This is a genomic window from Pseudomonas sp. EA_105y_Pfl2_R69, assembly GCF_963970915.1.
Classification (GTDB): Bacteria; Pseudomonadota; Gammaproteobacteria; order Pseudomonadales; family Pseudomonadaceae; genus Aquipseudomonas.
The window spans coordinates 99,929-114,422 of record NZ_CAXAOO010000002.1; the positions used below are offsets into that span (position 1 = coordinate 99,929).

At 61.9% G+C, this 14,494-nt stretch carries 14 protein-coding genes; 4 read left to right on the forward strand and 10 right to left on the reverse strand.

Going from position 1 to position 14,494, the window contains the following annotated elements; all coding sequences use genetic code 11:
* The first annotated feature begins 5 nt into the window (after positions 1 to 5).
* The 3 genes from AACY13_RS06330 to AACY13_RS06340 all read left to right on the forward strand — a co-directional run bounded on the left by AACY13_RS06330 (position 6) and on the right by AACY13_RS06340 (position 3,600).
* A complete protein-coding gene (locus tag AACY13_RS06330; RefSeq protein ID WP_339460940.1) occupies positions 6 to 608 on the forward strand; it encodes a glutathione S-transferase family protein in 603 nt (200 codons plus the stop codon).
* A gap of 83 nt (positions 609 to 691) precedes the next feature.
* Positions 692 to 2,677: a DEAD/DEAH box helicase gene (locus tag AACY13_RS06335; RefSeq protein ID WP_339460154.1), complete on the forward strand. Its 1,986-nt coding sequence runs from the start codon at positions 692 to 694 to the stop codon at positions 2,675 to 2,677.
* 110 nt (positions 2,678 to 2,787) lie between these two features.
* Entirely contained in the window at positions 2,788 to 3,600 is an 813-nt protein-coding gene (locus AACY13_RS06340) for an alpha/beta fold hydrolase (RefSeq protein ID WP_339460155.1), read from the forward strand.
* Positions 3,601 to 3,664: 64 nt separating this feature from the next.
* On the opposite strand, the gene AACY13_RS06345 is transcribed toward AACY13_RS06340, so the two are convergent.
* From AACY13_RS06345 to AACY13_RS06385, 9 genes are all read right to left on the reverse strand, one after another.
* Positions 3,665 to 3,991, reverse strand: a complete 327-nt coding sequence (locus AACY13_RS06345) for a hypothetical protein (protein WP_339460156.1) — start codon at positions 3,989 to 3,991, stop codon at positions 3,665 to 3,667.
* Positions 3,992 to 4,374: 383 nt separating this feature from the next.
* Positions 4,375 to 4,851, reverse strand: coding sequence for a nuclear transport factor 2 family protein (locus tag AACY13_RS06350; RefSeq protein ID WP_339460157.1), 477 nt, complete (start codon positions 4,849 to 4,851; stop codon positions 4,375 to 4,377).
* Positions 4,852 to 5,206: 355 nt separating this feature from the next.
* On the reverse strand, positions 5,207 to 7,267 hold the full coding sequence (locus tag AACY13_RS06355; protein WP_339460159.1) for a pyridoxamine 5'-phosphate oxidase family protein: 2,061 nt from the start codon (positions 7,265 to 7,267) through the stop codon (positions 5,207 to 5,209).
* A gap of 52 nt (positions 7,268 to 7,319) precedes the next feature.
* Positions 7,320 to 7,949 (reverse strand): glutathione S-transferase family protein, encoded by a 630-nt coding sequence (locus AACY13_RS06360; protein WP_339460161.1) that lies wholly within the window; start codon positions 7,947 to 7,949, stop codon positions 7,320 to 7,322.
* A gap of 179 nt (positions 7,950 to 8,128) precedes the next feature.
* The gene (locus AACY13_RS06365; RefSeq protein WP_339460162.1) at positions 8,129 to 9,031 is read right to left on the reverse strand and encodes a LysR family transcriptional regulator; all 903 of its coding nucleotides are present in this window, start codon (positions 9,029 to 9,031) and stop codon (positions 8,129 to 8,131) included.
* A 3-nt stretch (positions 9,032 to 9,034) separates the two neighbouring features.
* The gene (locus tag AACY13_RS06370; RefSeq protein ID WP_339460163.1) at positions 9,035 to 9,931 is read right to left on the reverse strand and encodes a LysR family transcriptional regulator; all 897 of its coding nucleotides are present in this window, start codon (positions 9,929 to 9,931) and stop codon (positions 9,035 to 9,037) included.
* 392 nt (positions 9,932 to 10,323) lie between these two features.
* A complete protein-coding gene (locus tag AACY13_RS06375) occupies positions 10,324 to 10,923 on the reverse strand; it encodes a uracil-DNA glycosylase family protein (RefSeq protein WP_339460164.1) in 600 nt (199 codons plus the stop codon).
* Between the two features lie 71 nt (positions 10,924 to 10,994).
* The gene (locus AACY13_RS06380; protein ID WP_339460166.1) at positions 10,995 to 11,543 is read right to left on the reverse strand and encodes a cytochrome P460 family protein; all 549 of its coding nucleotides are present in this window, start codon (positions 11,541 to 11,543) and stop codon (positions 10,995 to 10,997) included.
* 26 nt (positions 11,544 to 11,569) lie between these two features.
* Positions 11,570 to 12,103, reverse strand: coding sequence for a carboxymuconolactone decarboxylase family protein (locus AACY13_RS06385; protein ID WP_339460167.1), 534 nt, complete (start codon positions 12,101 to 12,103; stop codon positions 11,570 to 11,572).
* Between the two features lie 118 nt (positions 12,104 to 12,221).
* Here AACY13_RS06385 and AACY13_RS06390 point away from each other — a divergent pair, with 118 nt between their 5' ends.
* Positions 12,222 to 13,064 (forward strand): helix-turn-helix transcriptional regulator, encoded by an 843-nt coding sequence (locus AACY13_RS06390; RefSeq protein ID WP_339460169.1) that lies wholly within the window; start codon positions 12,222 to 12,224, stop codon positions 13,062 to 13,064.
* Between the two features lie 91 nt (positions 13,065 to 13,155).
* On the opposite strand, the gene AACY13_RS06395 is transcribed toward AACY13_RS06390, so the two are convergent.
* On the reverse strand, positions 13,156 to 14,349 hold the full coding sequence (locus AACY13_RS06395; protein ID WP_339460171.1) for a hypothetical protein: 1,194 nt from the start codon (positions 14,347 to 14,349) through the stop codon (positions 13,156 to 13,158).
* Positions 14,350 to 14,494: the final 145 nt, after the last annotated feature.

Genomic DNA, 14,494 nt, shown 5'->3' on the forward strand with positions numbered 1-14,494 from the left:
GCGATATGTACAAGGTCTATGGCGACTACCGGTCGGGCAACTGCTACAAGGTCAAGCTGATGCTGCATCTGCTGGGGCTGCCCTATGAGTGGATAGCGATGGATATCCTCAAGGGCGAAACCCAGAGCGAAGCCTTCCTGGCCAAGAACCCCAACGGCAAGATCCCGGTGCTGGAACTCGACGACGGCACCTGCCTGTGGGAGTCCAATGCCATCCTCAACTTCCTCGCCGACGGCAGCGAGTTTCTGCCCGGCGAGCCGCGCCTGCGCACCCAGGTGCTGCAGTGGCAGTTCTTCGAGCAGTACAGCCACGAGCCCTATGTCGCGGTGGCGCGCTTTATCCAGCTGTACCAGGGCCTGCCCGAGGCGCGCCGCGCTGAATATGAGGAATGCCATGTACGCGGCCACAAGGCGCTCAAGGTGATGGAGCAACAACTGCAGCGCACCTCCTATCTGGTCGGTGAGCAGTTCTCGATTGCCGATATCGCCCTGTACGCCTACACCCATGTGGCCGATGAGGGCGGCTTCGACCTGAGCGGCTACCCGGCCATTCGCAGCTGGCTGCAACGTGTGGCCAGTCATCCGCGTTATGTCGGCATGTTGGATTAACCGGCGCGGTTTGCCATCGCTTGCCAGGGCGTGGTGAAAAACACTTATCATTCAACGATCTATCTAAATGACTGGATCACCGAATGCCCACTGCTGTGCAGCGCTATAAGCGGCTTATTTCCGCTGCCCTGGCCCGCTACTTCCCGCATACCACCGCCTACCTGCGTGCCGAGCGCGAGGCGGCGGCGCAGCAAAAAGTGTCTGCTGCACTTTTGAACGCCCCTCAGCGACGGCCCGCCGCGCGGGCGAAAAAGGGCACGACCAGCGCCCGCAAGACCAAGGCGGGCGCTGCCGCCAAATCCGCCAAATCCGCCAAGACCCGCAGCAAGGCCAGCAAACCGCCGGCCGGGGGCATCTACGGCCCCGCGCTGATGGCGGTCGATGCCGCTCAGGTCCAGGCCATGCGTGCGCAAGTGGCCCGGGCGGTGGAGGCCGGGGTGGTCAGCGCTCCCTCGGACGAACAGTGGGCGATGATCCTCGGCAACCATCCCCTGACGCGGATCTTCGCCGGGGCCGGCTCGGGCAAATCCACCACCCTGGTGCTGCGCGTGGCCTTTATGCTCTGCCACCTGGGCATCGAGCCCCAGCGGCTGACGCTGATCTCCTTTACCAACGCCTCCTGCGCCGAATTGCGCGAGCGCCTGCTCAAGGTGCTGGGCTTCTTTGGCTACCCTTTCGATGACGCCCAGGCCCGGCAATGTGTGCGCACCTTCCATTCGGCCATGGGCACGATGGCCAAGACGCTGCTCGCTGGCCCGCGCTGGTTCGAGCAACTGGACGACAAACAGGCCGCCGGCCGCGAGCTGGACAACCCGCTGACGGCCTCGCGCCTGCGTCCGGCCCAGCAGCGCCTGCTCAAGCAGGCCTATCAGCAGTGCTACGCCGAGCAGCCCGGGTTTCGCGAGCGGGTGCACAGCCTGTTGCAGCTGCCCATGCCGCGGGACGACGGTAAGCGCCTGCCCAAGGCCCCGCTCGATGGCTTCAAGCTGCAGGGCGAATTTAGCCTTGTGCCGCTGTATGAGGCCTTCTACGCCCAGGCCGGTTTTATCGAAAGCATCGGTATCCGTATCGAGCGGATTCAGTCGCAGCAGCTGGCCTGCAGCGCCCGGGAGCGCTGCTTTGTCGAAGCCCTGATGCTGTTCTGGCAAAGCTTTGCCAGCTGCCTGCAGGCTGAGGGGCTGACGACCTTCAATGGCGCTTTCCAGCAGCTGACCGAGCGTCTCGGTGCGGGCGGGCAGGGCGTGCCGGCCGAGGCGCTGGCCCCGTTCGGCCACCTGCTGATCGACGAGTTTCAGGATATCTCGCCGCAGATCGTCCAGTGGCTGCAGGCCGTGCAACGGGCCCAGGCCGAGCAGGGCGTGGCGGTCAGCCTGATGGCCATCGGTGACGACTGGCAGTCGATCTATGGCTGGCGCGGCAGCTCGCCGGAGCTGTTTATCGACTTCGACCGGCACTTCCCCGGTAAGGGCCGGGCCAAGCCCAGCGCGGTGCTGACCCTGGCCACCAACTACCGCTCCATCGAGCCGATTATCCGCGACGCCGAGGCGGTGCTCGGTGGGGTGGTCTACAAACAGGGCAAACTCAGCCAGGCGAGCAAGGCCGTGCAGCCGGGCGATCACGGCGTGCGCCTGATCCAGCGCTTCGACAGCAAGACCCGTCTGCCGGAGCTGCTCAAGCAGATCCACGAGCAGTGCGCCCATGCGGCCGAACGCAACAGCCGCGAGCGCAACGCGGTGCTGCTGCTTAGCCGGCGCAACGAGCCGCTACAGGCCATCACCGCACAGCTGGACAAGAAACTGCCGGTCAAGGCCTACACCATCCACCGCGCCAAGGGCCTGCAGGCCGAAGTGGCGATCATCCTCGACGACTGCCTGCCGCCCGAACCGCACCCGCTGCGCAATGCGCTGTATGCCTACTCGGGCTTCTTCAACAACAGCTACGACCAGGCCATGCAGGACGAAAGCCTGCGCCTGGCCTACGTGGCGATCACCCGTGGCGTTAGCCGGGTGTTCTGGTACTGCCAGAAAACCCAGGGGGCGACACGGGTGTTGGCGGGGCGGGGGCGGTAGGCGAGCTGGGGGCTTACGACCCCATACAGGCAATGGTGCGGCAGTTAGCCCCAGCGCATGGTCGGCCGGTTGGTGATAGAACACGGGACCTGTACTGACTGGAAATAGAGATGAATTTCACTGAATACGGACATTCGGCGGGTAAGCCGGTCGTGTATTTCCACGGCGTACCCGGTTCGCCCATTGAAGCTTCGCTGTTCGATGGCCCCGCGCGGGAGCAGGGCTTGCGCGTGCTCTGCTTCGATCGGTTTGCTATCGATCAAGCCCTTATCGGCGCGCCCTACTACCAGCACATCGCACGCGCGATAAACGAGGCGGTCCAGGGGACTCCAGTCGACTTTATCGGTTTTTCCATGGGCAGCCACGTAGCACTGGAGACCCGTCGCTACTTGCCGAGGCAGGTGAAAAGCCTGCACCTGGTTTCAGCGGTAGCGCCCCTCGATCAAGGCGAGTTTCTGGATGGGATGGCTGGCAAGGCCGTCTTTTCCCTGGCCAAACACCATCCCACGTTGTTCCAGCTGCTTTCGCGGTGGCAGGCATTGCTGGCTGCACGAGTGCCTGGCGCACTGTTTCGCATGCTGTTCGCCAGTGCCGAGGGGCAGGACAGGGTTCTCGCCAGCCGGCCCGAGTTCAAGAGGTTCATCAGTACAATGCTGCAGGCGTGCTTCGCTCGGGGTGTCGGGGGATACATGAGGGATATCGATCAGTTCCTGGCCCCCTGGTCGGACGACATCTTTGACTGCGAGACCCGCGTTCATCTATGGCACGGTACTGACGACAACTGGTCGCCAATAGGCATGTCCGGTTATCTGGCCGAGTCTTTCCGGCAAACATCGGGCATCGAGCGAGCGGAAGGACTTTCCCATTACTCATGTCTTTACGACGCCGCACCGAAGATATGCCTGCGCTTGTCCGGCGGCTGAAGCACGGGCCTCCGCCAGGGCCATAAACGGACGCTCGCAAGCGCCCGTTTATGGCCAGTAGCGCTTAGATAAATGCCTGCCGAGCCACGCCGCGCGGGACGCGGTTTTTACCCGGCAGCTGCTCCAGGCGTTGCTGCCATTCGGCGCGAGGGCTCAGGGTAGGGGTCTGCTTCGCCATTTCAGCCGCTGCGAGGGCCGCCTTCGCGGCTTTTGCTTCGGCTCTAAGCTCAGCCAGGGTAGGGGTTTTGCGCACGGGTTCGGTCGCGCCCTTTTCAACGCTGCGAAGGCAGAGCTTGCATGAGACCTGGGTAACATCCTGGGTGCTGCTCAGGTTCGAGCCGGTGCGCCCGCATGCAACATTTTCCTGGGACGCGGAATAGTGAATGGCCAACGTGTTGTCTCCTGCATTTTCGGGCGCGGGATTTTACACGGCGTCGCTGAGGCTGCAAGCGGCTTGGCGTCAGCGAGGTCTGGATTACGCAGAATGTTTTGGTGAGAGATCGAAGCGGCCCTCGGCATATTCGGTGCGAATCAGGTCAGCCATTTCCTGTGGCAGACACGCGGAGTGGTGGCGGTCGCCGAGCCGCTGGAGCGGCGGCGACCTGTCGTAACAACAGCTGCATCCTCAGGTGTGTCCGCATTGTGTTGACCGTTTCCGCCCCTGAGCGGCCAGTCGCGACAGACAGGGTGTGGCCAGCGGTCAACGTCGAAAACAGCAATGCTCAAGAAGGGGTAGGTGGCCTACCTCATTCAAACTGCGTCGGTTGGTTGAGGTCATAGACCTAGCTGCGAAAGACTTGGATGGTCATCGGGGCGACGACCCAATGGCCAGCGGAACTTGCGTTCGGACTCCTGAATTGGCAGGTCATTGATACAGGCAAATCGATGGGCCATCAGGCCGTTCTCGGCAAACTCCCAGTTCTCATTGCCGTATGAGCGGAACCAGTTGCCCGAGTCGTCGTGCCATTCGTAGGCATACCGCACGGCAATTCGATTGTCGGTAAAGGCCCAAAGCTCCTTGATCAGGCGGTACTCAAGCTCCTTGCTCCATTTGCGCTGCAGAAATGCCTGCGCCTCCGCACGGCTCGTAACGAACTCCACGCGGTTGCGCCATGTGGTATCCGCGGTGTAAGCCAGGGCCACTTTTGCTGCATCGCGGCTGTTCCAGCCATCTTCGGCAAGGCGCACCTTCAAGGTTGCGGACTCTCGGGTAAAGGGTGGAACAGGTTGACGAATTTCAGGTGTAGACATGGCGGTTGCTCCCGTTTTTTGTGCAGTGCAGTTTTGAAGGAAAGTTGCTGTAGCCATTACAGGGGGGCTGAGGGCCGACGCCTGAGCAGATGCACAGCCAGTTGCGGCTCGCCTAGCACGCGCAAAAGGCGACGCAACAGGCCAGGTAACACGCGTTTTGTTGCGTACGTCTGATGCTCCGCTCCGGTTAGCAATTGTGGAAGCAGGTAATTTGCTTCCCACTGGCCAAACGAGTCGCGCGACTGTGAATGTATGGGCGACTCGCCACCCTCATTCGTGGCACCGGTGCTCCACTCGACAAGGGCAGCATTTTCCAAGGCGGTGAGCTTTTCTCGGCACATGTCGCGGCACCTCGCTAGAGATCAAGGATCAAGGGGCGAATACCGTCTTCCTGCTGCGCGGGGATGGCGCAGCAGATCAGGACCGTATCGTCATCCGGCATTTGTGCCGGTGGATTGGGGTAATGCACGTTGCCGCTGACCAGGCGCGTCTTGCAGGTGCCGCAAGAGCCGCCACGGCAGCTGAAGTCGGGGTTCAGGCCACGGTTTTCCGCCAGTTCCAGCAGGCTGCCGCTGTCCGGCGTCCAGCGCGCCTCCTTCGCCGAGGCAGCGAAGTAGACCGGGACAGGCGTGCTGGCGGCGGGTAGCTGAACAGGTGCGGCAAGCTGTTCGATCGTCAGACGCTGTAGCGTCGAGGGACCGAAGGCCTCGGCATGGATGCGCTCATCGACAATGTTCAGTCCACGCAGCCCGTCGTACATGGCCTGAAGAAAACCGCCGGGACCGCACAGGTAAAAGTCGTAGTCATCCAGCGGCAGCCGCGCCTTGACCTGGGCAAAGTCGAGACGGCCGGTAATTTCAAAGTCGCGGCCAACAACCGCCTCAGTACCTGGACTGCTTAATGCCCGGTGGATATGCAGGTGCTCGGTGTCGCGCTGCTGCAGCGTCTTGAGTTCGACCTGGAACGGCAGGTCCTCCAGGGTTCTGGCGCTCTGGAACAGATGGACATGGCGTTGCCGCTGATGTGGGTGATTCTGCGCGGCCAACTCCCTGAACATCGAGAGCAAGGGTGTGATGCCGACGCCCGCACCGATCAACACCACGGGGCGCTCGGTTTCCTCGGTCAGGGTGAAGCTGCCCATGGGCGGGCGCATCTCCAGCACATCCCCCACCTGCACATGGTTGTGCAGGTGATGCGAGGCTGACCCTTGCGCCTTGACGCTGATGCGGATGTGCCCGTCGGACGGCGCGCTGGAAACGCTATACGTACGAATCAGCGGTGCCTCAGCGCCACTTGGCGCTATGCGCACCGGCACGTGCTGCCCAGGGGTAAAAGCAACCGCAGCCTTATCCAGCGGCTGGATAACGAACGAGCGGATGTCCTTGCTCTCCTGCTGTACCTGCGTCACGCGCCATTGTTGCCACTGCCGGCGTTGCTCGTTCTGCCGCAACTTCTCGTCCGCGTCGGCCCAGCTGCCGGTGGCCAGGCTGGTCGGGGCGTAATCGTGAAACTCCCAGCGCAGCGATGTCGCCGCCGGGCGTAATACTGCCTGCTCGACATCGAAGGTCCAGAAGCGCTCGGCACTTTCGAATGCGGGGATCATTGGGCTGTCGAGAATCAGCTCGGTGCGACCAGTAAGTTGCAGGATGTCGCCAGTGGCGAAATCGACAAACAACAAGCCGGCGACAGGATTGGCCTGCAGGTTGCCCAAGGTGTTGAAGAACAGGTTGCCGGCGTAATCGGGAATGGTCAGCCGGTTGCCTTCGACTTTGACAAAGCCGGCGCGGCCACCGCGATGCGATACGTCCACCGAGCGATTGTGCGCGTTATGGTCGAAGTAGCTGGCGATAAAGAAGGTGTCGGCCGCACGAATCATCTCACTCGTGCGGGTATTCAGCGCCGTGAAATTCTGGCGTGCGGCGCGTTCCTTTGCCTGCTCAGGAACGCGGGTATACGACCTGGCCTGAATGTACTTGGGGCAGTTGCCATAGGAATGCTCGACGGCCACGGCGAGACCATCCGTAGACACTTGCTGAATAACCCCGTTGATACGATTGCGCCGCCGCGTATGCAGCTCAATACCCAGCAAGCCAATGCTCCGGCCAGGTTGCAGGCCGGCAGCGGCCGGGTCTTGCGCGTCGGGTTGTGCAGCCAGCAGCAACTGCTGCGGGTTTGCTGAGGTCACAAACCCTTCCGGCCCCTCAAGCAAAGTCGCCCAGGGCCGCTGTTGCTCATCGACCGCGCCGACCAGCATAAGGGGCAGTTGCTGGAAGAACTCACGGTGCTGGTCGGGCATGTAATCGCGGATGACCTTTTGCCCGATAACCTCCATCCGTTCGGACACACTGTAGATTTCCTGGAGCATTTTTTCCCCGGCATGCCAGGGCGAGCGACGGTGCTTGGGCAGGTGATCCATGGAACGCGCTCCTCGCGAGGGCTGCCGGGACCCCCGGCAGCATGTTGCGGGCTCAGTTGGTCTGCAGGCCGGCAGCGGTGCGCTGCATGGGTACGAAGCCAGGCAGTGCTTCCACCCGCTCCAGCCAGGCGCGCACATTCGGGTAAGCCTGCAGCGACAGATTGCCTTCCGGCGCATGGGCGATATAGCTGTAGTTGGCGACATCGGCGATGGTGGCGGTAGCGCCTGCCAGGAAAGGAGTGTTGGCCAGTTCGCCGTCCATCACCTTGAGCAGGGCGTGGGAGCGAGCGATCACCTCTTCGGCATTCAAGGGTGCACCAAACACCGTGATCAACCGGGCAGATGCCGGGCCGTAAGCCAGTTGGCCAGCGGCCACCGACAACCAACGTTGAATACGCGCGGCAGCAAGGGGCTCTTCAGCCAGCCAGGCACCATTGCCATACTTCTTCGCCAGATAAACCAGAATGGCGTTGGAGTCGCTGAGGATGGTGCCGTTGTCATCGATAACCGGCACCTGGCCGAAGGCGTTGATGGCGAGGAATTCAGGTTTCTTATGCGCCCCATTGGCCAGGTCGACAAACACCAGTTCGGTGGGCAGCTTTAACAGTGAGAGCATCAGTTCGACTCGATGGGCATGGCCGGAAAGCGGGTGGCGATACAGTTTGATGGCTGGCTGAGACATGGTGCGGCTCCGTATGGGGTCAGGGAAGTCAGCGCGGCGTCAAACCAGGTTGGCGGCTCTTGCGCTGGTCGGTCCATGCTGCACCCACTCGCGGTTAAGCAGAATCACCATGCAAAGCAATGCATAATTTCGTTTTCTAAAAGAATGCTGCTGCGCACAGGCGTGGCACTCGCGCAGTTTTAGCCAAGAAATGCGGGGTGGGCACGCAACCTTGGCGTGGCGAAGTCGACGAACGTGCGCACCCGCGCTTCAGCCCGGCGACCATCGCGGTAGATCAGCTGCGCGGGCAGGTTCTGGATTGCAAAGCGGCTCAATACAGGCTCGAGCAAGCCGCACTGCAATTCATGGTGCACCTCGTAGCTCATGCAGCGAATCAGACCCAGCCCCAGGGTCGCGGCATGGATGGCCGCACGCTGGGTCGTGCACCTCAGCACGGGCGCAGGTTTTACCAGGCGGGTGGAACCCTCGTAGCGAAAGCGCCATTGGTTTTCTTGGCCTGCTGCCGTGGTCAATACCATGCGGTGCGCTTTGAGGTCGTCGGGCGTCTGCGGCTGCCCCCACTCGGCCAGGTAAGCGGGAGAGCCGCAGACAATCGGTCGCACCATTCCCACCGGCATGGCGAACCCAGACGAATTTGGCAGATGGCCCACCACCAGGGCGACATCAATGCCATCTTCGAGCAGTTTGGGCACGCCTTCGTAAGCCCGGGTGGCCAGGCGCACGTCAGGAAAAGCGGCGAGATAGTCGAGCGCGATTGGCATGAATACCTGCTGATCCATCAGCATCGATATCGCTACGGTCAACTGCCCGCCAGGGCGCGCATGTAAGCCCGCGGCGGAGCGCTCGGCAGCGGCGGTTTGTTCGAGAATCTGCCGACAGCTGACGGCAAACTGTTCGCCGGCAGGGCTCAGGTCGACGCCGCGTGGTCCGCGTAGCAGCAGGGTGTTATTCAACCGTGCTTCCAGTGAGGCAATGGTGCGCATGATGGTCGCGGGCGAGAGGTTTAGCTGCCGCGCTGCCGCTGCGAGACTGCCGGTTTGCACCACGGCCTCGAACACCTGCATCTGACGATAGCGGCTCATCCGCTAAGCGCTCCCGACCCTTTGCAGTGCCGGGTCTTGCAGGAACCGGCTGGCACAAAAGTCGACAAAGGTGCGCACCCTGGCGGGTACCCGCACGTCGCCTTGATAGAGGATGTGTACCGGCAGTGCCGGTGCTTCGAAGGCATCGAGAATGATCTCCAGCTCCCCCTTCGCTACCAGCTCGGCCACCTGGTAAGACAGCACCCGCGTGAGCCCCCAACCCAGGCGCGCGGCATTGATCGCCGCCTGATTGGAGCTCACCATCAGTCGCGGCTTGGGGTGCAAAGTGATGCTGCCTGCTGGCAGGTTGAACTGCCAGTCGGTGAGCAGGCTGCTGGCCGAGGACATCGCGATGGGGGCCGTCATTATGTCTTCGGGCTCTTGCGGCCGACCAAAGCGCTCAAGAAAGGCCGGGGAGGCGCAGATGACCGGACGAATTTGCCCGACCTTGATGGCCTGCAGGCCGGTTTCTGGCAACGGCCCGATGCGTATGGCCACGTCCACGCCTTCGTCAACCATGTTCACCAGGCGATCCACCAGCAGGGCGTTGATTGTCACCTGCGGATGCGCCGACAAATACTCGGTAATCCGCGGAATCAGGTACAGCTCGCCGAACATCACCGGTGCCGTCACGGTAAGGTCGCCCCGGGCACGAATGCTGCTGCCGGTGGCCAACTCTTCGGCTTCGTCCAGATCCAGCAGGATACGCTTGCAGTCTTCTACATAGCGCCGGCCCGCTTCGGTCAGACGCAGGCTGCGCGTGCTGCGCGCCAGCAGCAAGGTGCCGAGGCGCTTCTCCAGGCCGGCAATCACACGGGTCACGCTGGGCGGCGACATGCCCATCAGCTTGGCACCAGCGGCAAAGCTTTCCGCTTCGGCAACCGCCAGCAGTACTTTCATCTCCTGAAACCTGTCCACGCTCACCGCCCAGCTTCGAGACTGACTTAGAAAATTGCTTAGCTTAAAGAGTTGCATAAAGAGCTACTAGCGTAGCCCTTGATCGCAGCCTACTACTGGCGCGTGGCGCTCAATCGGCCTGCTTGCTTCATGTTCACGCCTCCTGCTATGCAGGATTAAAGGCGTTGCTACCGCTTGCTTTGGGTCGACTCTGGTCCTTTATGACCGGCCGCTGTCGACCCGGAGCGGTCATACGGTGATTGAGGTCCCAGGCGTCAGCTACCGCACCTGAAGCCGTCGTTCATCGCTCCAAAGCCGGAGCCTCTCTCCGTTCGCCCAAGCCAGGGCGTCGTAGTACTTGTGCAGCAGCTCGGTAATGACGGCGGTGTCGTCGGTCATGGGGTTTCCTTGGGGTTGGCGGTGAGGACTGCATGGACGCGTGCTTGCAGCGCGGGCAGCACGTCTTGTTGGAACCAGGGGTTGCGCATCAGCCAGCGATTGTTGCGCGGGCTAGGGTGAGGCAGGGGGAGCGCTTGCGGCCAGTGCTCGCGCCAGGCTTCGACCACCCGGGTTAGCGGCGTCTTGCCAGTGCCGAGGTGGTAGTCCATGGCGTAGCTGCCCAGCACGATGACCAGCGACAGGCGCTCGAAATGCTGCATGAAGGCATCGCGCCAGGCGGGGGCGCACTCCGGGCGTGGCGGCAGGTCAGCGCTTTTGCCGGTGCCCGGATAACAGAAGCCCATGGGCAGAATGGCGATGCGGGTAGGGTCGTAGAAGGTGTCGCGATCCACGCCCAGCCAGGCGCGCAGACGCGAGCCGCTAGCGTCATCGAAGGGCACGCCCGAGTCGTTGGCCCGGGCCCCCGGTGCCTGGCCGGCGATGAGGATGGGCGCACTCGGGTGAAACTGGAAGACCGGCTGCACGCCGTGTGGCAGATGCGCTGCGCAGCGCGTGCAGGCGCGGACGTCGGTCAGAAAAGCGTCGAGTGTCGGCATGGCACGCTCCGAAAAGGGTGGCTCGCGCAGGACGGAGGTGCATCCTGCGCGAAGCGTAACCCGGCAGCAAGTCAGTGCTGGGTCAGTGTCGGATAGCCCTGGATGAATACCCGGTCGGTCTTGGCCGCCGGCACATGGCAGCCCATGCAGTCGGCTTCGTAGCTGACGGCGACATTCTTGGCGGGGGCGTCGGCCTTAAACAGCGCCCAGCCCCAGCCGTCGCCCCACAAGGGGTTGCTGGCGAAACGGCCTTTGGCGTCCTTGACCATCACAAACCACACGGCCGCATCGGAACCCCAAACCACAGGGTCGCCGGTGGTCATGGCGCTGGTTTCGAGCTTGCGGATCTCTTTCACCAGTGTGGCACCGTCCGGAAACTCGGCGGTCTTACGGTAGTGCTCGGCCGAGGCCTTTTCGGTGTACACATCATGCAAGCCACGAGCGGCGGATTTCTCGTCCAACACCGCATATGAGCCCAGATGAACGAAGTGTGTGCGGAAGTCTGTGGGGCGGCTGATGCCGCCCTGGCTGTCCACATAGGGCGAAAAGTCGCCGGCCATGGCGGCCAGCGGCAGGACGAGGGCGCTGGCGAGCAGCGCGCGAGTGAAGGCGATTTTCATCGTGTTCTCCTTTATGGCGATGGAGATCAGACGGCGACCACGGGGAAGTCCACCGTGGTGTCGGCGATGTGGTTGGTGTAGTTGGTGAGCGTGTTCAGCGCGACGTTGGCGATCACTTCCAGGATCAGGCCGTCGTCGAGCCCGGCGCGGCGGTAGTTGGCCATGACGTCGGCCGACACCACGCCGCGTTGCTCGACCAGCTCGCGGGCAAAGCTGGCGATTGCACCGTCAAGTGCGTTGGCGGCCTGGCCGGTGCGGGCCGCGGCGATGGCCTCTGCCGACAGTCCGGCACCTTTGCCGATCAGGGTGTGTGCGCTCAGGCAGTACTGGCAACGATTGGCTTGACCGGCAGCCAGCGCGACGATTTCGCGCTGACCAGCACTCAGGCGGCCGGTGCCCAGCGTTTCGGACAGGCCGAGGTAGCCGTTGAGCGCCGCCGGCGCGTGGGCCAGCGTGGCGAACAGGTTCGGCAGCATGCCGAGCTTGGCTTTGACGGCCTTGAGCGTGGAGGCGGTGGCGGCGTCAGCGGTGTCGAGGGTCAGGGGGGCAATATGGGTCATGTCTATCTCCGTAGTGGCTGAGGTGCAAGAGCACGTGAGACATGATCGTCCTTAGGCAGGTACGATAGGGTACATTAAGTATCAAATACGTAACCTATCGTCTTTTATGGAGGGTGCAATGGTGGATCGACTGGCCGGCTTGCTCCAGCACTACTCGCTCTCGGCGCGCGTTTTTCACAGCGGTGCCTTCTGCGGCCAGCATCATTACGCGGCACCCCATGGCTATATCCATCTGCTGCGACGCGGCCCGATTACGGCGCGTTCGCCCATACATGAAGATCTGCTGGTTACCGAGCCGAGCCTGTTGTTCTATCCGCGCGTGACGTCGCATCGTTTTGTCACCGCCCCCGGCGATACCGCCGAGCTGTTGTGCGCGGAGGTAGATCTGGGCGCTTCGACAGGCAATCCGTTAGCCATGGCCTTGCCGTCGATGCTGCTGATTCCGCTGGCGGACTTGCCCGGCCTCGGGCCGACGCTAGAGCTGCTGTTTGCCGAAGCCGAGCGCGATCAGTGCGGTCGGCAGGCCGCCATCGACCGCCTGTGCGAGTTGCTGCTGATCCAGTTGCTGCGCTATCTGATGGATAGCCGGCTCGGTGCCACAGGGCTGCTGGCGGGCCTGGCCGACCCGAAACTCGCGCGCGCCATCACCGCCATGCACGATGCACCGCAGACCGCGTGGTCGCTTGAGGCGCTGGCGGCGCAGGCGGGCATGTCACGCGCGCGCTTCGCCGCCGCGTTCAAGGACGCGGTTGGCGTCACGCCGGGCGACTATCTGGCCGACTGGCGGATGAACGTCAGTTGCACCCTGCTCAAGCAGGGGCGGCCGGTGGCGGTGGTGGCCGCCCGCGTCGGCTACGGCAGCCCGAACGCGCTGGCGCGCGCCTTCCGCGTGCGCATGGGCTGCGCCCCGCGCGACTGGCTAGCGCAGCAGCGCGGTGACGCGGCGCTCAGCGGTTCGTGAGATTGAGTTCGATTCGCCGGTTCTCGGCGTGTATTAAGGGTCAGAGTCGATTTTCAAGCAAGTCGACTCTGACCCCAATTACTCATCTTGTTCAGAGTGCTACGCCTAGGGCTGCGGTTAGCTTGGCAGGTGAAGCGACGACCTGGGTACCGAAGCGCTGTGCAAGCGGTTGAAGGACTCCGCACATATGCTTGTCAGCCCTGAAATACGACACGTAAGGGATGTATAGCGCGTGGATGACATCTACGAAATCACTGGCCTTCATCGCCCGCGGTCGTTCTCCAAATGACTTCTGCAGTGAGTCGTAGAACGCATTGATGCAGATGAAAATACCCGGGCAGCACTGCTCAATATTGCCTGCATCATCACAGCCAGGAGCTCCAGGTAAAAGGCGAACGAGCAACCGGTTGACGATATCGATCACTCCCTGCTTCTTAAGCTTCGCCCAGCGCTCCCCACTTACGCCTGCCATGACTGCAGCACGCTCGCTTTCCGGCAGCGCTTCGAGCTGCGCGCATAGGTTAGAAAGTGTTTGCTCGCAACTTTCAATAAGCTCTCGCGCAGGTCGCCTGACCCAGTCTCCAATAGCTCCCATTTTGTGGTGATGGTGGATGAACCACTGGGCCATGTAGCTGGGGTCTCTGAGGCTTTCCAAGAAAGCTTTGTCGGCCTCTTCTCGCGTCGCTTTCCCTAGGAGGTAGCGCTTAAGCACTGTCATATTCCGGGGACGCATTGGCGTTCGTTCAAGCAGCTCACTGTAATCCAGCTGTTGGCCACAGCGTTGTTCTATATCGCTACGAAAACGGCCATGCTTGTTTGTCGTGCCGGCCTTCAAGATCCTCCGCATTTTGCGGTTCATTCCGTGCTCATCCATCTGCTGCTGCAGCGCTCCTGCAACATCCAGTTCATCAATTGGGCTCATGAGTGCCCCCATGTCTGGAAACCACTCGCCATCACCAACCATTGCAGTGACAGACTGAGGGTCTTGCGTGGCCAAGCGGGCGAGTTCCGCCTTCATTAGCCGATCGAATGAGATCATTGTGTTACGACCGCAGAGTTCCACCATCAGTCTCGTCCGCTCAGATGCGGCAGAAGCGTACTGCTGATCCATCGGCGACATTTCTGAAATGTGTGCTCCCGAGAACACGAAGACGGCCTCACCGCGATTTTTTAATGCCCTCAGCGCCGCCAAATGCTGCGCATCCGGCCCATTGACCCCTGGCTTGCTAAGGTTGGAGTAGTCGCAGCTATCTAGGTAGATCAAAGGTGGTGTGCGAGTGTGCAATTGTCGATATCCCTATCCATTTTGGTTGATGAACGCATCTGCTAAAGCGGCACCAAGCATTGAAGGTATATGGCCCATTCAGGGTCTGCAAAAATCATGGAATTCGCTACCTTCTTTACCGATAACAAACAAACCGAACGCGCAA